The 25,210-nt window shown below is 42.2% G+C and carries 22 protein-coding genes; 17 read left to right on the top strand and 5 right to left on the bottom strand.

Features of this window, described 5'->3' with window-relative positions; all coding sequences use genetic code 11:
* The first annotated feature begins 1 nt into the window (after window position 1).
* The 3 genes from CWC04_RS03055 to CWC04_RS03045 all read left to right on the top strand — a co-directional run bounded on the left by CWC04_RS03055 (window position 2) and on the right by CWC04_RS03045 (window position 2,070).
* Window positions 2-415 (top strand): YeeE/YedE family protein, encoded by a 414-nt coding sequence (locus CWC04_RS03055; RefSeq protein ID WP_054982225.1) that lies wholly within the window; start codon window positions 2-4, stop codon window positions 413-415.
* A 4-nt stretch (window positions 416-419) separates the two neighbouring features.
* Window positions 420-821 carry a DUF6691 family protein gene (locus CWC04_RS03050; RefSeq protein ID WP_029772173.1) on the top strand — a complete coding sequence of 134 codons (402 nt, stop codon included), beginning with the start codon at window positions 420-422 and terminating at the stop codon, window positions 819-821.
* Window positions 822-990: 169 nt separating this feature from the next.
* Complete coding sequence (locus CWC04_RS03045; RefSeq protein ID WP_138684570.1) at window positions 991-2,070, top strand: mechanosensitive ion channel family protein; 1,080 nt, start codon at window positions 991-993, stop codon at window positions 2,068-2,070.
* 29 nt (window positions 2,071-2,099) lie between these two features.
* Here CWC04_RS03045 and CWC04_RS03040 read toward each other — a convergent pair whose 3' ends face one another.
* A complete protein-coding gene (locus CWC04_RS03040; RefSeq protein ID WP_138684569.1) occupies window positions 2,100-4,235 on the bottom strand; it encodes a TonB-dependent siderophore receptor in 2,136 nt (711 codons plus the stop codon).
* Window positions 4,236-4,688: 453 nt separating this feature from the next.
* Between CWC04_RS03040 and CWC04_RS03035 the strand changes: the two genes are divergently transcribed.
* The gene (locus tag CWC04_RS03035; RefSeq protein ID WP_138684568.1) at window positions 4,689-5,141 is read left to right on the top strand and encodes a DUF302 domain-containing protein; all 453 of its coding nucleotides are present in this window, start codon (window positions 4,689-4,691) and stop codon (window positions 5,139-5,141) included.
* A gap of 135 nt (window positions 5,142-5,276) precedes the next feature.
* Here CWC04_RS03035 and bamJ read toward each other — a convergent pair whose 3' ends face one another.
* The 3 genes from bamJ to CWC04_RS03020 form a co-directional block, all read right to left on the bottom strand.
* Entirely contained in the window at window positions 5,277-5,753 is a 477-nt protein-coding gene (gene bamJ, locus CWC04_RS03030) for a BamJ family beta-barrel-assembly machinery protein (RefSeq protein WP_029772177.1), read from the bottom strand.
* Window positions 5,754-8,177: a Lon protease family protein gene (locus tag CWC04_RS03025; protein WP_249326023.1), complete on the bottom strand. Its 2,424-nt coding sequence runs from the start codon at window positions 8,175-8,177 to the stop codon at window positions 5,754-5,756. It lies immediately after the preceding gene.
* 77 nt (window positions 8,178-8,254) lie between these two features.
* Window positions 8,255-8,713, bottom strand: a complete 459-nt coding sequence (locus CWC04_RS03020) for a zinc ribbon-containing protein (protein ID WP_004585924.1) — start codon at window positions 8,711-8,713, stop codon at window positions 8,255-8,257.
* 174 nt (window positions 8,714-8,887) lie between these two features.
* Here CWC04_RS03020 and leuS point away from each other — a divergent pair, with 174 nt between their 5' ends.
* The 13 genes from leuS (at window position 8,888) to lipA (ending at window position 22,016) form a co-directional block, all read left to right on the top strand.
* Entirely contained in the window at window positions 8,888-11,476 is a 2,589-nt protein-coding gene (gene leuS, locus CWC04_RS03015) for a leucine--tRNA ligase (protein WP_138684566.1), read from the top strand.
* Window positions 11,477-11,968 carry an LPS-assembly lipoprotein LptE gene (locus CWC04_RS03010; RefSeq protein ID WP_138684565.1) on the top strand — a complete coding sequence of 164 codons (492 nt, stop codon included), beginning with the start codon at window positions 11,477-11,479 and terminating at the stop codon, window positions 11,966-11,968.
* Window positions 11,968-13,005, top strand: coding sequence for a DNA polymerase III subunit delta (gene holA / locus CWC04_RS03005; RefSeq protein WP_004585921.1), 1,038 nt, complete (start codon window positions 11,968-11,970; stop codon window positions 13,003-13,005). Before CWC04_RS03010 ends, holA begins: the two co-directional genes overlap by 1 nt.
* 11 nt (window positions 13,006-13,016) lie before the next feature.
* Window positions 13,017-13,652, top strand: a complete 636-nt coding sequence (nadD, locus tag CWC04_RS03000) for a nicotinate-nucleotide adenylyltransferase (protein WP_138684564.1) — start codon at window positions 13,017-13,019, stop codon at window positions 13,650-13,652.
* A 54-nt stretch (window positions 13,653-13,706) separates the two neighbouring features.
* Window positions 13,707-14,024: a ribosome silencing factor gene (gene rsfS / locus CWC04_RS02995; RefSeq protein WP_024033760.1), complete on the top strand. Its 318-nt coding sequence runs from the start codon at window positions 13,707-13,709 to the stop codon at window positions 14,022-14,024.
* A gap of 36 nt (window positions 14,025-14,060) precedes the next feature.
* Entirely contained in the window at window positions 14,061-14,531 is a 471-nt protein-coding gene (gene rlmH / locus CWC04_RS02990) for a 23S rRNA (pseudouridine(1915)-N(3))-methyltransferase RlmH (protein WP_004585918.1), read from the top strand.
* Between the two features lie 9 nt (window positions 14,532-14,540).
* Window positions 14,541-16,421, top strand: a complete 1,881-nt coding sequence (mrdA, locus tag CWC04_RS02985) for a penicillin-binding protein 2 (protein ID WP_138684563.1) — start codon at window positions 14,541-14,543, stop codon at window positions 16,419-16,421.
* Entirely contained in the window at window positions 16,418-17,524 is a 1,107-nt protein-coding gene (gene rodA, locus CWC04_RS02980) for a rod shape-determining protein RodA (protein ID WP_004585916.1), read from the top strand. The genes mrdA and rodA overlap by 4 nt, the downstream gene beginning before the upstream one ends.
* A complete protein-coding gene (locus CWC04_RS02975) occupies window positions 17,524-18,288 on the top strand; it encodes a septal ring lytic transglycosylase RlpA family protein (protein WP_054982217.1) in 765 nt (254 codons plus the stop codon). Before rodA ends, CWC04_RS02975 begins: the two co-directional genes overlap by 1 nt.
* Before the next feature lie 311 nt (window positions 18,289-18,599).
* Window positions 18,600-19,760 carry a serine hydrolase gene (locus CWC04_RS02970; protein ID WP_004585914.1) on the top strand — a complete coding sequence of 387 codons (1,161 nt, stop codon included), beginning with the start codon at window positions 18,600-18,602 and terminating at the stop codon, window positions 19,758-19,760.
* Window positions 19,761-20,102: 342 nt separating this feature from the next.
* Complete coding sequence (ybeD, locus tag CWC04_RS02965; RefSeq protein ID WP_024033764.1) at window positions 20,103-20,381, top strand: DUF493 family protein YbeD; 279 nt, start codon at window positions 20,103-20,105, stop codon at window positions 20,379-20,381.
* A gap of 19 nt (window positions 20,382-20,400) precedes the next feature.
* On the top strand, window positions 20,401-21,054 hold the full coding sequence (gene lipB / locus CWC04_RS02960) for a lipoyl(octanoyl) transferase LipB (RefSeq protein ID WP_138684562.1): 654 nt from the start codon (window positions 20,401-20,403) through the stop codon (window positions 21,052-21,054).
* Window positions 21,051-22,016 (top strand): lipoyl synthase, encoded by a 966-nt coding sequence (gene lipA / locus CWC04_RS02955; protein WP_004585911.1) that lies wholly within the window; start codon window positions 21,051-21,053, stop codon window positions 22,014-22,016. The genes lipB and lipA overlap by 4 nt, the downstream gene beginning before the upstream one ends.
* A gap of 64 nt (window positions 22,017-22,080) precedes the next feature.
* Here the strand turns inward: lipA and CWC04_RS02950 are convergent, their stop codons facing one another.
* Entirely contained in the window at window positions 22,081-25,209 is a 3,129-nt protein-coding gene (locus CWC04_RS02950; protein WP_138684561.1) for an efflux RND transporter permease subunit, read from the bottom strand.
* Between the last annotated feature and the right edge of the window lies 1 nt (window position 25,210).

Genomic DNA, 25,210 nt, shown 5'->3' with positions numbered 1-25,210 from the left:
AATGGTTACAGAGTTTACGCCAATAGCGGCAGCTATAGGGGGTGCTTTAATAGGAATAGCGTGCGCACTATTACTGGTTTTATACGGAAAAATAGCCGGTATATCTGGCATTGTTAAATCTGTTTTTAATAAGCAAACGGCTGAGTCGCGTTGGAAATTATACTTTATTGTAGGGCTATTATTAGCCGGTATTGCGGTGCGTATATTTGCGCCGTCTTTATTAGAAGGTGAGCTGAGCTTATCGCCTGTGCTTATAGTTGTAGCTGGGCTACTTGTCGGTATGGGCACCTCATTAGCTAATGGCTGTACAAGTGGCCATGGCGTATGTGGCATGTCGCGTTTTTCTACCCGTTCGTGGGTTTCAACATGTACATTTATGGCCGTGGCTATAATTACAGCAAACCTAGTAGGGTAAAAAAATGACAGCAGTAATTCATGTTATTTTAGGATTTATATTTGGTTTAGGGCTTATCATTAGTGGTATGACAAACCCCGACAAAGTACTTAACTTTTTAAATTTTCAAAATCAATGGGATGGCAGTTTAATTATTGTAATGGCTGTGGCTATGGGAATAATGATGCTGGCATGGTTTTGGGTTGCCAAAAAAGATAAACCACTGCTTGGTGAAACGTTTACTTTAAGTGATGTTAAAAACATTAGCCCTCGGCTAATCACTGGCTCTGTACTGTTTGGTTTGGGCTGGGGATTAAGCGGCATATGCCCAGGCCCGGGCCTTGTGCAACTTACTTCACTTAAAATGGAATTTTGGTTATTTTTTGCAGCCGTACTTGGCGGTATGTGGATAGCTAAAAAAGTATAAATTTAACTACGAAAGATATACGGCCTTAGTCCTTTATTAAAACTGGCAGGTATTAGCTTGCCAGTTTAACGCTATTTAAATAGCCTCAACTTACTTGCCTTGGCTAACTATTCATATAGGTACATAACTTGCTGCTTACTCTTTTAAGTTTATAAAAGAGAGGTAAGTAATGTCTGCTACTACTTTTTACAACCTAACAGAGCAACCTTGGGTTGTTATTGCTATTTGTTTAGTTTCTATAACTATAGCTTTGTTTTGTATCCGTTTTTTTATAATGTACTGGCTTAAAAAGTGGACCTCTCATACTAAATTTATATTCGATAGCTTACTTATCGCCTCTATCTCTAAACCGCTCACCCTTTGCACAATTATTGTGCTACTCACCATTATAGAGCAAGGGTTGTTAATACAAGGCGAGCCGGTTGCGAGCTATATTTCGTTTTCGACCATTAATATTATTTTGGGCTTAGTGGCTATTATTTTATTTTTTGACCGCTTTTTTGTGGGCACCATTAATTACTACAGCAAAGAGTCGGCGGTGATTTTTAATTCGCAAAGTATTATTAAAGGCATTATTAGGGTAAGCGTTTTATCGGTCGGGGCTTTAGTGCTGTTAGGCACCTTGGGTATTTCTATTACGCCTATAATTGCCTCGTTAGGTATTACGTCATTAGCGGTGGCACTTGCCCTGCAACCCACCCTTGAAAACTTTTTTTCGGGCGTGCAGCTTGTTATAGATAAACCCATACGGGTGGGGGATTTTATTGAGCTTGAGTCTAAGGAGCAAGGCTTTGTAGAGAAAATTGGTTGGCGCTCTACATGGGTTAAAATGCTGCCAAATAATATGATTATTATTCCTAATAGTCAGCTTTCTAAATCGCGTATTATTAATTACTTTTACCCCGAAAAAGAACTGAGTGTACCTGTTGATGTAAGCGTTCACTACAGCTCAGACCTAGAATTTGTAGAGCAAGTAACGCTAGAAGTTGCGCGCCAAGTACTAATTGACCATGAATGGGGGGTTGATGATTACAATACCTTTGTGGTGTATCACACCTTTGATAACTCAAGCATTAATTTTACCGTAATGCTGCGCGCAAAAGAGTACTTTAATCGGTTTTGGGTTAAATCTGCTTTTATTAAAGCGCTACATAAACGCTATAACCAAGAAGGTATTGTGATCCCCTTCCCTATTACAGCTATTAACACAACGCAAGAAGCCGCTAATTTTAATAGCGATAAAAAATAAGCGCGAGATAAGCTCGCGCTTAAATTGCTTTAAAATTTATAGGTTACTTGGCCTACTATTTCTCGTGGGCTGCCCGGGAAATGACCGTTACGCTCACTAAAGCCACTTACTGCGTATTCTTTATCAAATATATTATTAATATTTACGCTTAATAACACATCGTCAAAGCGAGTAGTCCAGCTCATATCAAATACAGTAAAGGGTTTAACTTTTTGGCCATCTTGGCTTATTTGCTCGCTTACGTAATTTGCGCCAAATGCTATAGACGAGTCGATGCTATCAAGCGCAAAACGCGACCATAAACCTGCTTGGTGGCGCGGCGCATTAGCAAAGCGAGAGCCATCACCGTAGGTGCTTGAAATAGTATCGCCGGTTACACCTTCAACAACTAGTGTATCGTTGTAGGCGTAGTTAGCGGTTAGCGTCCAGTGCTCGGTTAAATCGCCCACCAGCGTTGTTTCAAATCCGCGGCTTTCTACCTCACCAATATTTAAAAGTGCTGCAATGCCGTCACCCGCGCCCGTGTCGTCTGGGTTACTCATTACTACGTTTTCTTTATTAATTTGGTAAATAGCAAAGGTGCTCATAATTTTGCCATCTAGCCATTGGTTTTTAATACCAATTTCGGTTTGTTTACCGGTTTCTGGGGTTAAGTTGCCCTCGCCCTCTACATCTTCTTGATCGCCCGATGATGCTGGGTTAAAGCTTTCTGAGTAGTTTATGTATAACGAGGTATTTTCAACAGGTTGGTATGTAACGGCCACGCGCGGTGTTACATCGTTATCTGAGTAACTGTAACCGGTTTCTTTATTTAGCTCTTTAAAATAGTCGTAACGCAGGCCGGCAATCACGGTCCATTGCTCGTTAATGCTTACAACATCTTGTACGTAAACGCCAAAACGGTCGGTTTCAACACCATCGCGGTTCATGTCGGTAAGGTTATAAGTACTTGGGTCGGTTTCGCCGTAATTTAAGTCAAATATGTTTAAGTTAGCCACGCCGTCCGCTTCATAACGGGCGCGTAAGTAATCGTACTCGGTATCGACTATGTGGTAGTCGCCACCAAATAATACTTGGTGTGCTAATTGGCCTTGCTCAAAGCTATAAACAAAGTCGGTGGTCAAGCTTGTTTCTTCGTTGGCGCGGTATTGCTTTCGGTATTCGCGTTTAATGGTTTCGTCATCAATGTTTGCTTCACCATCGCCGTTTACATCTACCCAGCTTTGCGACTCATGGTAGGCTTGGTCGCGTTCGTTATCCATGTAACGCAGTGTGCTACTTACAGAAAAATCATCATTAAAGTAATGCTTGAGCTCGGCTTGCAGCACTAACGCTTCCATGTCTTGATAGTCAAATGCTTCATTTGCGTTGTAACTAGGGTCAACTAAAAAGTTGCCGTTGTCATCTACCGGTACACCACGTAAACGGTTACCGCCTAAGTCTTGCTTAATGTAATCAACAGTGGTGGTTAGTGTGGTTGAATCGGTTAAATCAAATAATAAACCAGCGGTAAACTCACTGTTTTTTGAATCTGCATTATTACGAAAGCTGTCTTGCTCTTCGTAATAACCACCTACTCTGTATGCCATGGTGTCGGTTAAACCGCCGGTCATATCAAGTGAGGCGCCATGTGTGTTGTAATTGCCAAGCGTTAGTTTTAGCTCTTTAGTTTGCGTATAACTTGGCTTTTTAGTCACGTAGTTGATCATACCGCCTGGCTCACCGCCACCATATAACGCAGAGGCTGGGCCTTTTAATACTTCTACACGCGCTACATTAAATAATTGCGGTACACCAAAGCCCGAGTACGGGTCGCCGCGTACGCCATCGTAAAATACATTGGCATCATCTCTAAATCCACGAAAAGTAACGCCCGAATAACTGTACTCACTTACCCCGGCTATTGAGCGGTATAAATCGGTGATATCGCGCGCGGCTTGGTCAATAATAAGCTGCTCGGTTAATACCTGCGCAGATTGCGGTAATTTAATAAGATCTAAATCCGTTTTAGTCCCAATTTTACTTTCGGTTTCTAGGTAAAACTGCTGAGCACGGCCTGTTACTTCTATTGTTTCAATTTCGTTATTTTGCTCGGCAAATGCCACATTAGAAAAAGCAGAAAAAGACGCAGCAATACTAAGCGCCAAGTATTTTTGGTTAAACATGTTGATCCTGAAAAGATGTGTATAAAACGCCGCGAATGATAACGACTATCATTACTATATGCAATGCAATTAATTTCATATTCATCCTTATTTTTCGAATTAATCGCAACTAAAATAGGTACTTAAAGACTTTTATGCTCACGTTTTATACATATTCCCTTTGCGCAGTGTTGAACCAAATAAGGAACTCAGATAGTGTGTGTTTTTCGTACGCTTTATAATAGCAATTCGCATTAATACTTAATCATTTTGTGGGGCTAAACGTGTTGCTACTTGCGTTAAAAAATGCTTATTTACGACTGCATGGATGCAAAAGGTAGAGCAATGCAAGAGCAATTGCCGAGAACGACTAAATAGCGAATTTTTTACCTAGCTATCAACACGTTTTTCTAGCATCAAAATAAACCACTTAATTAAGCGAATTGGTATCAGCCTTTTTAAGAGGAGCAAACCATGTTAAACCGACTATTTTTAGGGGTTATTTTACTCTCGGCCACGGCCGTGGCGAGTGCGAATGACAGCTTAGTACGTTTTCAAAGTAATTATTCTGTTCAAGAAACGGCTAACCGTTTTGAAAAAATAGCCAGTAACAAAGGGATAACCATTTTTGCGCGGGTAGATCATCAAAAAAACGCTCAAAATGTTGATATGGAATTGGCCCCAAGTGAAGTGATTATTTTTGGTAATCCAAAGGTAGGCACACCGTTAATGCAGTGCCAGCAAAGTATGGCGATAGACTTACCGCAAAAAGTACATATATCTCAAGACAACAATGGCCAGGTTTGGCTAACCTATAACAGCCCCACTTATTTGCAAGAACGCCACAATATAAAAGGCTGCGAAGAAGTACTTAATAAAATAGCTGTGGTACTTAATAAGCTTTCTATGGCAACAGTGGCCAAATAATTAAAGTTATACCAAACCGCAATAATACTTAATTAAGCGAATTGGTATTAATATTAAATAACTGAAAGACAAGCAATAAAAACCCGTTAGCGAACGGGTTTTTTATAAAGTAAATAACACTTTTTATCGCGTGTATTAAGACTCAATAGCCAAAAGCTCTACTTCAAAAATAAGCAGTGATGCAGGTGGAATACTGCCCACTCGCTTTTCGCCGTAGGCTAATTGGTGCGGTACATAAAATATGTATTTATCGCCTGGGCTCATAAGTTGTAAGCCTTCGGTCCAGCCTTTAATAACTTGATTTAAACCAAAGCTTATTGGCGTTTTACGCTCTACTGAGCTGTCAAATACGGTGCCATCTATTAACGTGCCGTGGTAATGCACGTTTACTTTACTAGTAGGGTTAGGTGTATTTTCGCTTTCACCTTTGTGCAGCACTTTATACTGTAAGCCTGAGGCGGTTTCTATTACGCCTTCTACTTTTGCGTTAGCGACAAGGTAGTCGGCTTCAATTTGCGCGTTAATGCCAGCTTGTTGCTTTGCTTTTTTACTATTTTGAAAAATTAAAAAACAAAATATAGCGATGATTACCGCTAAAATTATATTGATCATTTAGTGTTTTTCCTCATCTTCATCGGCTTCTTTATCTTCTTCGCTATCGCCATTAACTATGTCGGCTATATCTTTTAAGCGTGCTAAAGCAATACCGTTAACAGAATCCTCTGGGTATTCGCCGTCAATAATATCGCCGGCATCAATATCCATTAATAAGTTAAGTGCTTGGTCTACAGTTTCTACTGCGTAAATATTAAATTTACCGCGCTCAACCGCTTCAAGTATTTCATCATCAAGTACTAAGTTAACTTGGTTAGATTTAGGAATAATAACGCCTTGCTCGCCTGTTAAGCCGCGCATTTTACACAGCTTAAAAAAGCCTTCTATTTTTTCGTTTACACCGCCAATGGCTTGCACATCACCGTGTTGGTTAATAGAGCCAGTAAGGGCAATAGACTGGCTAATAGGCAAACTGGTAATAGCCGATATAAGCGCACATAACTCAGCAAGTGAGGCGCTATCGCCATCTATATACCCGTAACTTTGCTCTATAGCTATGTTAGCACTTAGCGTTAAGCTAAAGTGCTGGGCATATTTGTTGCCTAAATAACCGGTAAGTAGCATTACACCTTTTGAGTGAATTGCTTTACCTAGCTCGGCTTCACGCTCAACATCTATTACACCATCGGCGCCGGCGTATACGGTGGCGGTAATACGCGCGGGTGTACCAAACGACGTATCTCCAATGTGCAGCACTGTTAAGCCGTTTACTTTACCAATGGCTTGACCTTGTGTGGCTATAAGCGTGTGGCCTTCTTTTATATCGCTTAGCATGTTTTCGCTTATTTGGCCGGTGCGGTACTGCTTACCTTCAATGGCTTCATCAATATGATGCGCATCAATCAGTGTTTGCTTATCTTGCTTGGCGTAAAAGCTGGCCTCAGCCACCAGTTCAAGCACATCGGCAAAGCGCGCCGATAATTTATTATGGTGCTCTGCTTGGCGGTAGCTAAATTTAAGTAACCGCACCATGGCGGCCTCTGTGGTAGTGCACTTTAACGTTTGCTGGCAGTACTCACTCACTTTAGTAATAAATTGGTACTGAAGCTTATCGCTACTTGGTAAATAGTAATCAAAGTCCGCAAGTACTCTAAACAGCTCTGCAAACTCTTCATCGTACTCACCTATGGTGTAATACAAATCGCGCGAGCCTAATAAAATAATTTTTACATCAAGAGGAATTAATTGCGGGCGCAGCGTAAAACTGCTGCCTACAGAGCTGTCTTGATACGGTAGGTCGTTTTTAATTTGGTGCGTTTTAAGCGAAAGCTTTAAACCATCCCACACTTGCGGGTTGGCCATTACTTTTTCGGCATCCATAATTAAGTAACCGCCATTTGCACGGTGCAATGCACCAGGCTGTATAGAGCGATAACTAGTTATAAGTGAGCCTTGCGATGTTGAATACTCAATTTTGCCAAATATATTGCCAAAGGTTGGGTTTGGCTCATACACCACAGGTGCGGCATCGTCTTCTTTAAATTCAACTAAAATATTAGGCGCAAAAAAGTCTGTAAGCATGCCTTTACGGTCAAAGTCTTCTTTGCTTTCTTCGCTTTCATCTTCATCGTCTAGCCACTCAAGTACTGCATCAATTATTTCTACGCGAATATCTTTTAAGTAGCGCAGCACTCCAATATGGGCAGCGTATTTATGCTCTAAGTCTTTTAATAATGGCTTTGTAGCTTGCTCGGCTGTGGCCTTTTTTAGATTACGCTGTTTTTCTTTTGATTCGCGTTTCCAGCGAGGCAGCTCAATCAGCGCTTCAATTAAGGCATCTTCTAGTTTTTCTATTTTTTCAAAAAACTCATCACGAAGCTCTTCATCTAGGGCGGCAAATTCGTTATCGCTTAACTGTCTGCCTTCAACTAAAGGCGCAAAACCTACGGCGTTTTTCTCTTCTATTAGCGCTACGCTTTGCTCAAGCGCCATTTCTTCTACTGCGGTAATAGCGCTGTCGTAAGCGTCGTTAAATTCGCTCTCGATTGTCTTTTTTTTGCGTTGATAAGCAGGATTATCAAACGCTGCCGGAAAGGTGTCGAGTACTTCATCTAAAAATGAGTCTATGTCGTCACTTAATTGCTTGCTTTGCCCTGCTTGCATAAATAGCGCAATTGGCTCGCGGTGGTCGTCGTAATTATTAACATACAACCACTCATTAGGTGTGGGGCGATCTTTTGCGTGCTGTTTAAGTTTGTCTTTTACGAGTGTAAATCGGCCATGCGCGGCCTCACCCATTACATAAACATTGTAGCCAGGCAGCTCCATCCCAAGTGAAAAGTCGAGCGCACTTTGGGCGCGTTGTTGGCCTATAAAGGTAAGTTGCTCTGGGTATGGATTGCTCATACACGTGCTAACGTGATTAGTAGAAATGCTCGGTGCGAGCTGTGAAACAGATAATGGCAGCAGTTTTTTCGTCATTCTAACTTCTTTTTGTACCAACATACTCGCTGGCTTTGGGCGTATTAAGTGGCCTACAAGCCACTTAATACATATATTTAGGGTTGTAATGCCTTACGGCTAAAATAAATACCATCACATTCAATGCACGGTGTAATTTGTGTAGCGTGATAAATATCAAAACTATGGGTGCAATTCTTACATACTAATGTGCCCATGGCTATCCATTCGCCTGCGTGATACATCCCATTGTGCTTAAAATCTTGGCTAAGGGACTGCCATTCAAGCTGGGTTTTGTCCTCTATGTGTGAAAGCTCATACCATAACGACTCTTTAAGCTCTTGCCATGCAAGCGAATTATAGTGCGATTCGTTTTCTTGAACGTGTTCTATGTCGCGCTGCAAATAACTCTTATAGAGTCCGTATTTTTCTTTGCCTAGGTCTTTAAGTGCTTGCTCAGATTCAACAAATCGGGTCATTGCATCTTTTACTTCGTGATCTTTTACATCTTTTAACCAATTAGTTAAATCGCTAAGCCATGTTTTATAATCTGCCATTTTATACTCCATCAAAATCAAGGGCGTGTTGGCCTTTAACATAGATAAGTATAGGTTAACCTGCACTGAAAGTGAGATTTTAACAAAACCGTGCTTATACGCTGTGATTAGGCTTTTATTTGGGGTATCCTATCGGCAATTTTTTATTAGTTTGCAAGAAGTCTGGAATCATAGATGCAAGAGCAATATAACCCGCAAGACATAGAGTCAAAAGTCCAAAGTTACTGGGAAGAAAACCAGGTATTTAAAGTCACCGAAGATGAGAGCAAAGAAAAGTATTACTGCCTTTCTATGTTCCCGTATCCAAGTGGCCGACTGCATATGGGTCATGTGCGTAATTACACCATTGGTGATGTTGTTTCTCGTTTCCAGCGCCTGCAAGGCAAAAACGTAATGCAACCAATGGGTTGGGATGCGTTTGGTTTACCTGCAGAAAACGCTGCTATCAAAAACAAAACAGCGCCAGCTAAGTGGACATACGAAAACATTGATTACATGCGTAACCAACTTAAGCAATTAGGCTTTGGTTACGACTGGGATCGTGAAATAGCCACGTGTCACCCAGAATACTACAAATGGGAACAATGGTTTTTCACTAAGCTGTACGAAAAAGGCTTAGTGTACAAAAAAATGTCAACGGTTAACTGGGATCCAGTTGATCAAACTGTACTTGCCAACGAACAAGTTATAGATGGCCGCGGATGGCGCTCTGGTGCAGTGGTTGAGCAAAAAGAAATTCCACAGTGGTTTATTAAAATTACTGACTACGCACAAGAGCTTTTAGATGACTTAGACAAGTTAGAAGACTGGCCTGAGCAAGTTAAAACCATGCAGCGTAACTGGATTGGTCGCTCTGAAGGGTTAGACATTGAGTTTACGCGTACCGACAACAACGAAAAATTTAGCGTATACACTACACGTCCAGATACATTTATGGGTGTAACTTACCTAGCCGTTGCCGGTGGCCACCCTATTGCGCAAGAAGCCGCTAAAAACAGCGATGCAATTGCAATGTTTGTTGAAGAATGCAAAAACACCAAAGTTGCCGAAGCAGACATGGCCACGATGGAGAAAAAAGGCATTGCAACAGGCTTTTACGCGACTCACCCATTAACGGGCGAGCAAGTTCCAATTTGGGTTGCTAACTTTGTATTAATGCATTACGGCTCAGGCGCGGTGATGGCAGTACCTGCTCACGACCAACGTGACTATGAATTTGCCACAGCATACGGCCTAGACATAAAACAAGTAATTGCACCAGTTGAAGGCTCAGAGCTTAAAGTAAATTTAAAAGAAGAAGCATTCACTGAAAAAGGCGTGTTAGTTAATTCTGGCGAATTTGATGGCCTTGATTTTGAAGGCGCATTTAACGCTATTGCCGACAAACTAGAAGCACTGGGTGTGGGTGAGCGTAAAGTTAACTTCCGCTTACGTGATTGGGGTGTTAGCCGCCAGCGTTACTGGGGTTCACCAATCCCAATGCTGAGCGACGAAAACGGTAACGAATTAGCCGCCACCGAAGAAATGCTGCCAGTACGTTTACCAGAAGATGTAGTTATGAATGGCGTTACTTCGCCAATCAAAGCAGACCCAGAATGGGCAAAAGCAACGGTAAACGGCGTACCAGCAACACACGAAACAGATACCTTTGACACCTTTATGGAGTCGTCTTGGTACTACGCACGTTACTGTAGCCCGCGTCACGACGAAGGCATGCTAGACCCAGCAGCAGCTAACTATTGGTTACCAGTAAACCAATACATAGGTGGTATTGAGCACGCTATTTTACACTTATTGTATTCGCGTTTTTTCCATAAGTTATTACGTGATTTTGGCTTAGTAAATTCAGACGAGCCATTCGATCGCTTACTTTGTCAGGGCATGGTACTTGCCGAAACGTTCTACCGTAAAGATGAAAAAGGCGGTGACGTATGGATTTCGCCAAGCGATGTAAATACCGAAACTGACGAAAAAGGCCGCGTAACTAAAGCATGGCACAAAGAAGATGGTCAACCTGTGTTCTCATCGGGCATGAGTAAAATGTCTAAGTCTAAAAACAACGGTATAGACCCACAAGAAGTAATTGCCCAATACGGTGCAGATACTGTGCGTTTATTTATGATGTTTACCGCACCACCAGAGCAAACGCTTGAATGGTCAGACTCAGGCGTAGAAGGCGCGCACCGCTTCTTAAAACGTATTTGGAAATACGCAGTAGATGTAAAAACAGTTGGCTACCAAGCACTTGATAAATCAGCGCTTAGTAACCCACAAAAAGTACTGCGTCGTGAGCTACACAAAGCCATTGCAAAAGTGAGCGATGATATTGAACGTCGTCAAACGTTTAACACTGCAATTGCTGCCATTATGGAGCTCTCTAATAAGTTATTAAAAGCACCATTAAACGATACACAAGATGTTGCTATTGCTAACGAAGCATTAGAAGCCCTACTTATTATGCTTGCGCCAATTACACCGCATTTATCGCACCAGTTATGGCAAGAGCTTGGTAAAGAGGGTGACATTTTAGATGCAGCATGGCCTAAAGTTGACGAGTCTGCCCTTGTTGAAGATGAAAAATTAATCATCGTACAAGTAAACGGCAAACTACGCGCTAAGCTAACCGTAGCCGCCGATGCAACACAAGAGCAGGTAGAAGCACTTGCGTTTGCAGAGTCTAACGTAACTAAATTTACTGATGGCGCAACCATTCGTAAAATTATTTACGTACCGGGTAAACTACTTAACGTGGTAGCTAACTAAATGGTTAGCTTTAACACCCTTAAAAACACATTAGCCTTAGTGCTAATGTGTTTTGTGTTATCTGGCTGTGGCTTTCATTTAAAGAAAGCCTCTAGCCTGCCTGATAACCTTAAAACGCTTACGCTTAAAGGTGATGATGAAAAATCATCGTTATTTTTAAACCTTAAAAAAGAGCTTAAAGCCAGTAACGTAGAACTGACGCCTTCGGCTAAAAATGTTGCCCAGCTTTACTTACGCAAAGAAAGCATTGAGCGCCAAACCTTATCGTTGTTTCAAAATGGTCAGGTGGCTGAATACGAGCTTGCCTACGGGGTTAGCTATGTTGTTAAACGCCCAGGCGAAAAAGCCATAGAAAAACGCTTTGAGCTTTATCGTAACTATCAAGACGACCCCGATCACGCACTTGCAAAAGCAAAAGAGCTTGAGCTGCTTATTAGCGAAATTCGTAAGCAAGCCAGTAGTCGTATTGTTAGAGAGCTGTCGCAACTATAATGCGCTGTTATGCTAATCAGTTACCGAGTGAATTAAATAAAGGTTTAAAACCCTTTTATTTAGTGTTTGGTGAAGAACCGTTTCAAGAAGCGCAATGTGTGCAGCAAATACGCGACACGGCAAAAGCCCAAGGCTTTGATGAGGTAATTAAATTTACCCTAATGCAAGGGTTTGATTGGCAAGAAATTATAGCTCAATATCAAAGCATGTCTTTGTTTAGTGCGCGCACTATAATTGAGCTTGATTTAAACCAACAAAAACCTGGCACCCCAGGTAGTAATACCTTTAAAAAAATAGTCGAGTTAATCAACCCTGATACCATTTTAATTGTAAAAGGGGCTAAAGCCAGCCAAGACGTACAACGTGGCGCCTGGTTTAAAGCGCTCGATAAACACGGTGTATTTGTACCGTGCTACCCGCTTGCAGGGAATCATTTAAAACGCTGGTTAGATGAACAAGTAGCGCGCCTTTCTCTAAATATGCAAAACGAAGCAAAACTGAGCTTAATTAACGCTACCGAAGGCAATTTGTTAGCGTGTTTTCAGGAGCTCGAAAAGCTCTCGCTACTGCATGGTAATGCCTTAATAACCCAGCAACTTGTGATGCAAGGGCTATTAAATCAAGCCAAGTTTGATATTTTTGATTTAAGTGATGCCCTATTAAATGGCCACGCCAAGCAAGCAATTAAGGTACTTAATAAACTGGCCAGCGATAACACCGAAGTGGTGAGTATTTTATGGGCTATAAATAAAGAACTCACCAGTTTGCTCACTATTCAGCAAGGGCTTTTAAATGGCGAGCCTATCGCACAGTTATTTAAAAAAAATGGTATTTGGAAAAACCAGCAAGGCCCAGTGCAAAATGCAATTAACCGCTTAAATATTAATACCCTTGAGCAAATAAGCAGTGAGCTTGCACTGTTTGATTCAAGCTACAAACAAGGTAATTTAATTGCGCCTTACCAAGCGCTTGCCCATATTTGCATTAAGTTTTGCCAGCCGCTTGATATTCCAATGCCTTGCCACGCACTTAACTAAAGATTTTTAACATGATTGCAATTTTTGGCGGCACCTTCGACCCCGTGCATTTAGGCCACCTAAATATGGCCTCACAGTGTGTAAATACATTTAACTTATCCACGTTGTACTTTATGCCCTGTGCACTTCCCGCGCACAAAGCTGCGCCAGGTATAAGTACAGCGCACCGTATTAATATGCTCAATGCCGCTATTGCCCCTTACCCTCATTTTGCACTTGATTTAAGAGAGCTTAATCGTACTGGGCCTTCTTACTCATTGTTGAGTTTACAAGAGCTAAGAGCTGAGCACCCAGATACGCCAATTCTTTTTTTAATGGGCATGGACTCGTTTAATAACCTCAACAAATGGTATGAATGGCAAGCAATTACACAGCTATGCCATATAGTGGTTTATCATCGCCCGGGGCAAACATGTAACCCAAATAAGGCGCTTAACAGCTATATTAGTAATGCCCACACTGAAGCGCTACAGCAACTTGCCACACACAACTTTGGTAAGCTTTATTTTTTACCTGGTGAAACCCTTGATGCTGCCTCAAGCACTATTCGAGAGCAATTAAAAAAAACCAATAAAAATAATGAACTATTACCCGAACCTGTCAGTCACTACATTAAGCAACACCAGCTTTATCAAAGTGATGATTAAAACCCCCTAGCATGTTAAAATGCACGCTATTAAAATTAAAATTGAGACAATACCTTGGATTCGAAACAACTACTTGCCTTTGCACTAGACAAAATTGACGATATGAAAGCACGCGACGTGGTACAACTAGACGTACGTGACAGCTCAGACATTACCGATTACATGGTTGTGTGTTCGGGTACTTCTAAGCGTCATGTGCAATCAATTGCCGATAACGTAGCAAAAGAAGCTCGCCACGCTGGCGAAGAACCTTTAGGTTACGAAGGTCAAGACGAAGGCGAATGGGTACTGGTAGATTTAGGTGATGTAGTTGTACACGTGATGCAAGATCACGCACGTAGCTATTACGATCTAGAAAAACTGTGGGGCTAAGCGCCACTATTTTTTAATTGAGCTTGGAAGTATTACGTGAAAATACAAATGATTGCCGTTGGCACAAAAATGCCAGCGTGGGTAGAAACCGGATTTGCAGAGTACCAACGCCGTTTTCCTAAAGATATGGCGCTTGAGTTAATAGAAATTCCGGCCGGTAAACGCGGTAAAAATGCCGATATTAAACGCATTTTACACACCGAAGGTGAAAAAACCTTAGCCGCTATTCCAAAAGGCAATCGCATTGTTACCCTTGAAGTAACAGGTAAACCACTTGATACTCACCAGCTTGCTAAAAATATGGAAAAGTGGCAGCTCGATGGCCGAGACGTTAGTTTGCTTATTGGCGGCCCTGAAGGGTTAGCCCCTGAGTGCATTGCCGCCTCTGAGCAAAAATGGTCGTTATCTAACTTAACGTTACCGCACCCTTTGGTGCGTATTATTGTTGCCGAAAGCCTATACAGAGGCTGGAGCTTAAATAACAACCATCCTTATCATCGCGAGTAACGCCTTGTTATGATTAAGCAAAGACCCACAATACGCGACCATTCCGCTGAGGCAAACTTATTTGCACGGCGCGCATTTGTGGGTTTTATTTTTGTTTTGGGCTTAGTGGCAATTTTGCTTTCTAATCTTTATACCATTCAGGTAGAAGAACACACCGACTATCAAACCCGCTCTAACGATAACCGTATTAAAGTCATTCCTATTGCGCCAAACCGTGGCCTCATTTACGACCGCAACGGTGTACTGCTTGCTGAAAACAAACCCGTTTATAACCTCGAGGTTATTCCTGAAGAGGTCGATGATTTAGCTAAATCGCTTGAGCAAGTTAGCAAAATAATTACGATTACCGAGCAGCAAAAAAAAGACTTTATTGATGACATAAAGCATACGCGTCGTTTTAAGTCGCAAGTACTAAAAGCCCGCTTAGATGAAACCGAAGTGGCCAAATTTGCGGTTAATCAGCATAAATTTCCGGGCTTTAGCATTGAGGCGCGCCTAGCACGCTTTTACCCATATGGCGATACGCTAACCCATGCACTAGGCTACGTTGCCAAACTAAACCGTAAAGAACTTAATAAGTTAGAACAAGAAGACCAAGCCACAAATTACCGCGCTACGCACGATATTGGTAAGCTTGGCATAGAAAAATATTACGAGCAGCTTTTGCATGGCCAAGTCGGCTCTCAACGCGTTGAAGTAAATAACCGCGGCCGTGTTATTCGCACATTAAGTATGACCCCCCCGCAGCCGGGCAGTGATTTAGTGCTTACCTTAGATATCGGTTTACAACAAATAGCCCAACATGCGCTTAAAGATATGCGCGGCGCGGTTGTAGTAATGGATGCCAAAGATGGCGGCGTATTAGCACTTTATTCAAACCCAAGTTACGACCCTAATTTATTTGTCCATGGTATTAGCAGTAAAGATTATAAAGCACTGCTAAACCCCGACCGCCCTCTAATTAACCGTGCCACTCAAGGGCGCTATGCGCCAGCTTCCACAGTAAAACCGCATATGGCTATACTGGCACTTGAAGAAAACATTGTCAGTGAAAGCACCTCGGTGTGGGACCCTGGTTTTTTTCAAATACCGAATGTTGAACATAAATGGCGCGATTGGAAACGTTGGGGCCACGGCCACGTAGATGTTTACAAAGCGATTGAAGAGTCGTGCGATACTTACTTTTACGATGCGGCATACCGCTTAGGCATAACAAAAATTAGTAATTTTATGGCCCGCTTTGGCTTTGGTGACTTATCGGGAATAGACATACACGAAGAAACCACAGCCATACTGCCCTCAAAAGAGTGGAAAGAAGGCCGCTTTAAAGAGTCGTGGTGGCGTGGCGATACTATTTCAGTGGGGATTGGCCAAGGGTATTGGACTGCCACCCCTATTCAAATTGCTAACGCGACTAACATATTGGTTAATAAAGGCATAAACCACCCGCCGCATTTAGCACAAGTGGCTAAAAAAGAAGACCAAGTGACGCAAATTAATAACGAAGAAAAACCGCCAGTGGTACTTAATAACCCTGATAACTGGCGTATCGCGCTCGATGCCATGCACAATACCGTAAAAAAAGTAACAGGAACGGCACACCGTGCTTTTAAAGGCGCTAATTATGACCCTGCGGGTAAAACAGGCACAGCGCAAGTAGTGAGTATTGCCCAAGGTGAGCGTTACGATGCAAAATCACTTAAGGAGCGCCAACGCGATAACGCGATTTATATTGGTTTTGCTCCGTATGACGACCCTAAAATTGTGGTTTCAATTGTGGTAGAAAACACCGGTGGTGGCAGCTCTGTGGGTGCCCCTATTGCACGTGAGCTAATGGATTACTATTTTGCAGCAAACCCAATAGAAGTTGCTAGGAATACAGCGCAATGACCGTATTAAACACCCAGCGCTCGATATGGATGCGCATGCATTTAGACTTACCGTTACTAATTGCCTTATTACTTATGATGGCAGGCAGTATCACCATAGTATATAGCGCAAGCGGCCAAGACTCGGCCATGATGATCCGCCATATCACCCGTATGGGCGGCGCTATTATAGGCATGATAGTGCTTGCACAGTTCTCCCCCGCGACTCTTAAACGCTTAGTGATCCCCCTTTACTGTGTTGGGTTACTCATGTTGGTGGGCGTATTGCTATTTGGCGTGAGCTCAAAAGGCGCTCAGCGCTGGTTAAATTTAGGCATTACTCGCTTTCAGCCCTCAGAACTTATGAAGCTAGCGGTCCCTATGATGGTGGCTTGGTATATTGGCCGTAACCAACTTCCGCCACGTCCATTACACCTAATTATTGGCTTTGTCATCGTGATGCTGCCTACCTTATTAATTAAAGAACAGCCCGATTTAGGCACCTCAATTTTGATTGCCAGCTCAGGAATATTTGTGTTGTTTTTATCCGGTTTAAGCTGGCGTTTAATTGGCTTTTTAAGCTCGGTTGTCGCACTGGCTGCATGGCCATTTTGGCACTACGGTATGCACGACTACCAAAAGCAGCGCGTATTAACGTTTTTAGACCCAGAGAGCGATCCGCTTGGCTCGGGGTATCATATTATTCAATCCAAAATAGCCATCGGTTCTGGTGGTATAGAAGGTAAAGGCTGGTTGCAAGGCACGCAATCACAACTCGAATTTTTACCAGAGCGCCATACCGACTTTATATTTTCGGTATTAAGTGAGGAGTTTGGCTTATTTGGTGTGTGTGTTTTATTAAGCCTGTACTTATTTATTATCGGCCGTGGTTTATACATTGCGGTAAACGCGCAAGATGCGTTTGGTAAATTATTGGCCGGCGCCCTTACCCTCACCTTTTTTGTTTATATTTTTGTAAATATAGGCATGGTATCGGGCTTGTTGCCTGTTGTAGGTGTACCTTTACCCCTTATTAGTTATGGCGGCACCTCTATGGTGACGTTAATGGCCGGATTTGGCATTATTATGTCAATTGCAACAGATAAAAGGATGCTTTTAAAATAATGAATAAGCCTACCCAGCTGTTATTTATTTCAGCCTTAATATTTATGTTAAGCGCATGTAGTAGCGGCTCTAATAGTCGTTATCATATGGAGCACGATGCCGCACCTTTACGCGCGCCAACCGCACTTGAAATGCAAGATGCCGTTGTGGTGGATGTTAAAAAAAGTGCCAGTGCAAGTCGTCCCTACGAGGTATTAGGCAAGCGTTATACGCCAATGCTTGATGAAAAAGGGTATACAGAAGAAGGGATCGCTTCGTGGTACGGCCGTAAGTTTCATGGCTACCATACCTCAAACGGTGAAATTTACGATATGTTTGCCATGAGCGCGGCCCATAAAACCTTACCCCTGCCAAGCTTTGTACGCGTTACTAATACTGCCAACAATAAATCGGTAATTGTACGTGTAAACGACCGTGGGCCGTTTCATGATGACAGAATAATAGATCTTTCGTATGCTGCTGCTTATAAATTAGGCTATTACACTCACGGTACAGCCAAGGTTAAGCTAGAGGCGATTACGCTCGACAGCATTCCTGCACGTAAAACATATATACAGGTAGCTGCGGGTAGTACGCTTAGCAATATTGAAGCATTAGCTTCTACATTACGCCTGCAGTATCAAGTACCTACTAATATAGTAAAAGCAGACAACATATATCGTTTGCATTTGGGCCCGATTAAAGATGCCCAGCATGCACAAGACGTATTAAAAAAATTAAAACAAAACCAATTTCAAAACGCGTTCTTGCTTTACACTCAGTAAGACAAATACCTAAACCACGCCAAAATGTAGGATTCAGCGTTGTATTGGGGCTTAAAATCTAGGTGTTATTTTTTAAATGGCGATCCCTTTTAAAAAATAACAACACAGAAAATCAGCCTCAGTGAAACGCCCTGATGCGTGGTTTAAAAACGATTTATACTGCGTTATTGATTTGAACAATAGAGTGACTATTATTGACAATCAATGCCTTGTCTAAGTTGTTTTTAATTCCAACGACGCTCGCATCTCGGGGTAGTTTGGGTATAAGATGGACTAACGCGAATTTTTAACTTTAACCATTAATGAGTATGATGAAATCAATTAAACATAAAATCCTCAAAGGTGTATGCGGCTTAGTTTGCACAGCCGCCGTATTTTCAGCCAGCGCCCAAATTATTCCGGCTCCACCTCAAATTAATGCAAAAGGTTATTTTTTAGTAGACTTTACAACAGGTAAAGTTATTGCTGAAGGTGAAGCTGATACAAAGCTAGCCCCTGCAAGCTTAACTAAAATGATGACCAGTTATGTAATTGGTACAGAAATAAACGCCGGTAACATTGCACCAACCGATATGGTTACAGTGAGCGAAAAAGCCTGGGCTAAAAACTTCCCTGAATCGTCAAAAATGTTTATTGAAGTAGGCAAGCAAATAAGTGTTGATGAGCTTAATCACGGTATTATTATTCAATCTGGTAATGATGCGTGTGTAGCCATGGCTGAGCACATTGCAGGTAGTGAAAGCGCATTTGCTGATTTAATGAATGCCCATGCCGCAAAATTAGGCATGAGCAACAGCCACTTTATTAATAGCCACGGTTTAGATACAGACGAGCATTACACTACCCCACGTGATATGGCGACCCTAGGCGCTGCACTTATTCGTGATGTACCTGATGAGTACGCACTTTATAAGCAAAAATCGTTTACTTACAACGGCATTAAACAATATAACCGTAACTCTTTGTTATGGGATGAAAGCCTAGATGTTGATGGCATTAAAACGGGTCACACATCAGAGGCAGGTTATAGTTTAGTAACGTCTGCAACTAAAAACGACATGCGTTTAATTGCGGTTGTTATGGGCACATCAAGCGAGCGCGCACGTAAAGTAGAAAGCAAAAAACTACTTAACTACGGATTTCGCTTTTTTGAAACAATTACACCTTACAAAGCAGGCGACAGCTTTGCAGAACAACGTATTTGGATGGGTAATAAAGAAAATGTATCGTTAGGCATTTTAGAAGATACCCCAATTACCATTCCACGTGGTCAACATAAAAACCTTAAAGCTAACTTTGAGCTAGACAACACGCTTGAAGCACCATTAGCGAAAGGCACTAAAGTAGGTACGTTATTCTTACAACTAGAGGGCGAAGACATTGCACAATACCCACTAGTAACACTTGAAGAAGTGGAAGAAGGCAGCTTCTTTAGCAAAATTTACGACTACTTACGTTTACAAATTATGTAAACGTAAAAATAACCCGACAGTCGTTGGGTTGTTAAACGAAGCGCCTCAGTTATGAGGCGTTTTTTTTTGCTTGAAAAATGCTAGAATGCGCCCCATATAAGCAGGATCACCCTAAACCTGCCAGTCACGCTTAGCGTTATACCAATTCGGTTAATTAAGTAATCTATTTTGAGGCTGGAAAAACGTGTTGATAACTTGGCTAATAAATCGCTATTTAGTTGTTCTAAATGAGCATTTTTTAACGCAGGTAGCAACATGTTTAGCCCCGCAAAATGATTAAGTCTTATTGCGGATTGATATTATCTCACGTAGCCAACATTTTTTGTTTGAGGAGTCACCGTCGTGGTTCAACCTGTTAAAAATACTAAATTTGATGAGTACCTTGAGTACCCATGTCCGTTCACATTTAAAGTTATGGGTTTAGCAAACGTTAACCTTACGGAACAAATTTTAGCTAAATTACAACCTATTGCACCTGGTGACTACGCACCAAAAGTAAAGCCAAGCAGTAAAGGCAATTATGAGTCGGTAACGTTTGTTGCCACAGTGACAAGCGGTAAACACATAGAAGAAATTTACAACGTGATCAGCAACATTGATGACGTACGCCATATGCTTTAAGCCATAGTTGAGACTTGTTGTGAACGAAAACACTTTAATCGTACGCCAACTAGGCCGTCAGCGTTACATGCCAATTTGGCAAAAAATGCAAGCCTATACCGACACCCGTGACGACAGCTCGCCAGATGAAATTTGGCTTGTAGAGCACGAGAGTGTATTTACACAAGGCCAAGCTGGGAAAGATGAGCATTTACTCGCCCCTGGTGACATAGAAGTCATTAAGGTAGACCGTGGCGGGCAAGTTACTTACCATGGCCCCGGCCAACAAATGATGTATGTATTATTTAACTTGCGCCGCTTAAAAATTGGTGTGCGCGAGCTTGTTACATGGCTTGAAGAGTGCATTATTGATACCCTTAATGAGTATGATATTAAAGCCTACGCAAAAGCCGATGCACCCGGTGTGTACGTAAACGACAGTAAAATTGCATCATTAGGATTACGTGTTCGTCGTGGTTGCTCGTTTCATGGATTAGCATTAAATGTTAACATGGACTTAAGCCCGTTTTTACGCATCAACCCGTGTGGTTATGCCGGCATGAACATGGTGCAAACGAAAGAATTAAACGGCCCTCAAAACTTAGCACAAGCAGGTGCAGGGCTGGTAAAACACATGATAAAGAAGCTTAATGCAACACAGGTTAAGCATACTGAAGGGTTTGAAAACGAATGAATAAACCAGTCAAAATGGAACCAGGTGTAAAACTACGCGACGCAGAAAAAATGGCGTTGATCCCCGTTAAAGTTTTACCTACAGAAAAAACTGAAATGTTGCGCAAGCCAGAGTGGCTTAAAATTCGCTTACCAAAATCTACCGAGCGTATCGACGGTATAAAACAAGCTATGCGCAAGCACGGCTTACACTCAGTATGTGAAGAGGCCTCGTGCCCTAACCTTTCTGAGTGTTTTAACCACGGTACTGCTACCTTTATGATTTTAGGTGCTATTTGTACTCGTCGTTGCCCATTTTGTGATGTTGCCCATGGTCGCCCATTAAAACCTGATGCAGCAGAGCCTGAAAAGCTTGCACTGACAATTAAAGACATGAAGCTTAGCTACGTGGTTATTACCTCGGTTGACCGTGATGATTTACGTGATGGCGGCGCACAGCATTTTGCCGATTGTATTCGCGAAATCCGTAAGCACAACCCAACTATTACTATTGAGATTTTAGTGCCAGATTTTCGTGGTCGTATGGACCGCGCACTGGAGATTTTAATTGAAACGCCACCTGATGTGTTTAATCACAATCTAGAAACTGCCCCGCGTTTGTACAAGCTTGCGCGCCCAGGTGCCGATTACAAATGGTCGTTAGAATTACTTCGTCGCTTTAAAGAAGCGCACCCAGAGGTAAAAACTAAGTCAGGCTTAATGGTTGGCCTAGGTGAAGAAATTAGTGAAATAGAAGAAGTATTACGTGACCTACGTGCGCATAACGTTGACATGCTTACCGTTGGCCAATACTTACAGCCTTCTAAGCATCACTTGCCGGTTAAACGTTACGTGCCACCAGCGGAATTTGACGCACTGAAAGAATACGCTGATGAAATTGGCTTTACGCATGCTGCCTCTGGCCCATTTGTTCGTTCAAGCTATCACGCTGACCAACAAGCTGCAGGTAAAGAAGTAAAATAATTACTTTTTAAAACGCATTAAAAAAGCCCTTAGCAATTAAATTGCTAAGGGCTTTTTTGTCGGTTTAATTTTTACCACTGCGTTTAAGTATATAATAAAACACAGGTGTAAGTATTAAGCCAAATACCGTTACGCCTATCATGCCAGAAAATACCGCAACGCCCATAGCTTGGCGCATTTCAGAGCCTGCTCCCGATGAGAACACCATAGGTACAACCCCCATAATAAATGCTATTGAGGTCATTAATATTGGGCGTAATCGTAACCGGCTCGCCTCTTTAATAGCATTAAATGCATCCATACCGGTATCTTGCAGCTCTTTTGCAAACTCAACAATTAAAATAGCGTTTTTAGTGGCAAGTCCAAACAACACGATTAGGCCAATTTGGGTGAAAATATTATTATCACCACCATAAATAGCCACACCAATCAGCGCACTTAGCAATGTCATAGGCACAATTAAAATAATAGCGACAGGCAAACGTAAGCTTTCGTACTGCGCTGCTAAAACCAAAAATACAAGCAACACAATAAGTGGAAATACATACATTGAAGTATCGCCCGCTAAAATTTGCTGATAGGTTATGTCTGTCCACTCATACGCAATACCCATTGGCAGTGTTTCATCGAGTATTTTTTCTATTGCGGCTTTAGCTTGGTCAGAGCTATACCCTGGTGCGGGTACGCCGTTAACCTCAGCCGTAACATAGCCGTTATAATGCATTACTCTATCTGGCCCTAAACTATGCTCAATACTAAGCACTGCGCCAAGGGGGATCATATCGCCATTTTTATTGCGCACTTTTAATTGCTTAATTTGCTCTACATCTTCCCTGTAGGGTGCATCTGCCTGCACATTTACCTGATACGTGCGACCAAATAAATTAAAGTCGTTCACATAAACTGTGCCCAAATAGCCTTGCATCGCTTCAAATAAGGTGTTTATTTCAAGCCCTAAGCTTAGCGCCTTTTTACGGTCTACCTTTACATCTAGCTGCGGTACGTCGGTTGTAAAACTGGTAAACGCATTAGCAAGGGCGGGATCGGCTTTAGCCTTAGCAATGACTTCATTTGTTACTTGCTGCAAGGTGTCAAACCCTAATGAGCCTCTATCTTCAAGCTGCAGCCTAAAGCCACCAATGGTGCCCATTCCCCTTACTGGAGGAGGCGGAAATATAGCAACATTAGCGCCTTTTATTTGACTAAGTTGTTTATTTAAATCTTCCGCTATTTCAGCTGCCGACATGCGCGGGCCCTGCCGCTTTGAAAACGGCTCTAACGGTGTAAACATCATCCCCGAACTTGGGTTTATAGATAAACCATTAATGCTTAAACCTGCAAAGGCTACAGCGTCACTAACGCCTGGGTGCGCCCTGATTATCTCTGACATTTGGCGAACCACTGCTTCAGAGCGATCTAGCGATGCTGCATTAGGTAATTGCGCAAAAGCGACGAGATACATTTTATCCTGCGGCGGAACATACCCTGTTGGCGTATTTTCAAACTGCTGCCACGTTAAGGCCAGTAAACCAACGTATAGCACACCAATTATGCCGCCCTTATGCAATATTCGGCCAACGGCTCCTGTGTATTTACCCGAGGCTTTATCGAACATTTTGTTAAAAGGCGCAAATAACCAGCGGCCAAATAATTTATTAATGGCACGACTTAACCAATCGTTGTCTTGCCCATGAGGTTTGAGTAATAACGCAGCCAGCGCGGGGCTTAGCGTAAGCGAGTTAATGGCAGAAAGCACTGTTGAAATAGTAATTGTAAGAGCAAATTGACGATAAAATTGCCCTGTTAAACCGCTCATAAACGCAGTAGGAATAAACACCGCAGCAAGCACTAAAGTAGTGGCAATAATAGGCCCTGTTACTTCTTTCATTGCTTGAGTGGTTGCATCAATAGGACTTAATCCCTCACTGATATTTCTTTCAACGTTTTCGACCACAACAATGGCATCATCAACAACAATACCGATTGCTAACACCAAGCCAAATAACGACAACGCATTAAGTGAAAATCCCATTAAATGCATAAAAGCAAAGGTGCCCACTAATGAAATTGGCACTGCCACCAGCGGAATAATAGATGCTCGCCATGTTTGTAAAAACAGCACGATGACCAACACAACTAATAAAACCGCTTCAAATAATGTATCGACTACGGCTTCAATAGAGCCCCTTACAAATACGGTAGGGTCATACACTATTTCATAGCTCATACCCTCTGGAAATAGCGCCGATAGTTCAGCCATTTTAGCGCGCACATCGTCAGAAATTTGTAATGCATTAGAGCCTGGCGCTTGAAAAACAGGCACAGCGGCAATGGATTCATTATTAAGAAGTGGCCTAAGGGTATAACTATCTGCACCTAGCTCTACTCTAGCAACATCTTTTAGCAGTGTAATTTCGCCGTTATCGCCCGTTTTTACGATTATTTCTTCAAATTCATCTTGCTCTATTAAGCGCCCTTCTACATTGATAAGCCATTGAAACTCACTGGTGCCTATGGGTTGTGCGCCTAGGCTTCCTGCCGCAGCTTGCTGATTTTGCGAGCGAATAGCATTGACTACATCACTTGGATTTAAATTGAGCGCCGCTAATTTGTTAGGCTCTAGCCACACACGCATACTGTAATCGCCTGCGCCAAATACACGTACTTGGCCCACGCCATTAATACGCTTTAGCTCATCTTTTATAAATTGATCGCTATAATTAGACAGGTACAAACTGTCGTATCGCCCTGAAGGCGAAGTTATATGTACCGCGAGGGTAAGGTTAGGTGATGACTTTTCGGTGACCACACCTAGCCTTTGTACTTCCTCTGGTAGGCGAGGTATTGCTCTATTTACCCTATTTTGTACCAAGGTAGTTGCTTCGTCAGGATCGCTCCCTATCGCAAAGGTGACTGTTAATGTCATGGTGCCTGCAGAGTTTGCAAGCGATGACTGGTACAGCATGTTTTCTACGCCGTTTATCTCTTGTTCAAGCACTGTGGCCACGGTTTCGGCTATTACCTTAGGATTTGCACCTGGGTAGTTAGCTGTAACAACAACCGTTGGGGGTACTACATCTGGGTATTCTGTAATAGGTAACTGCCATATGGCTATGGCACCCCCTATAAAAATAAGAATAGATAAAACCGCTGCAAAAATAGGTCGATGAATAAAAAACTGAGAAAAATTCATT

This window comes from Pseudoalteromonas sp. S2893 (assembly GCF_005887105.1).
GTDB lineage: Bacteria > Pseudomonadota > Gammaproteobacteria > Enterobacterales > Alteromonadaceae > Pseudoalteromonas > Pseudoalteromonas atlantica.
This window is presented reverse-complemented; position numbering and strand designations above follow the sequence as displayed.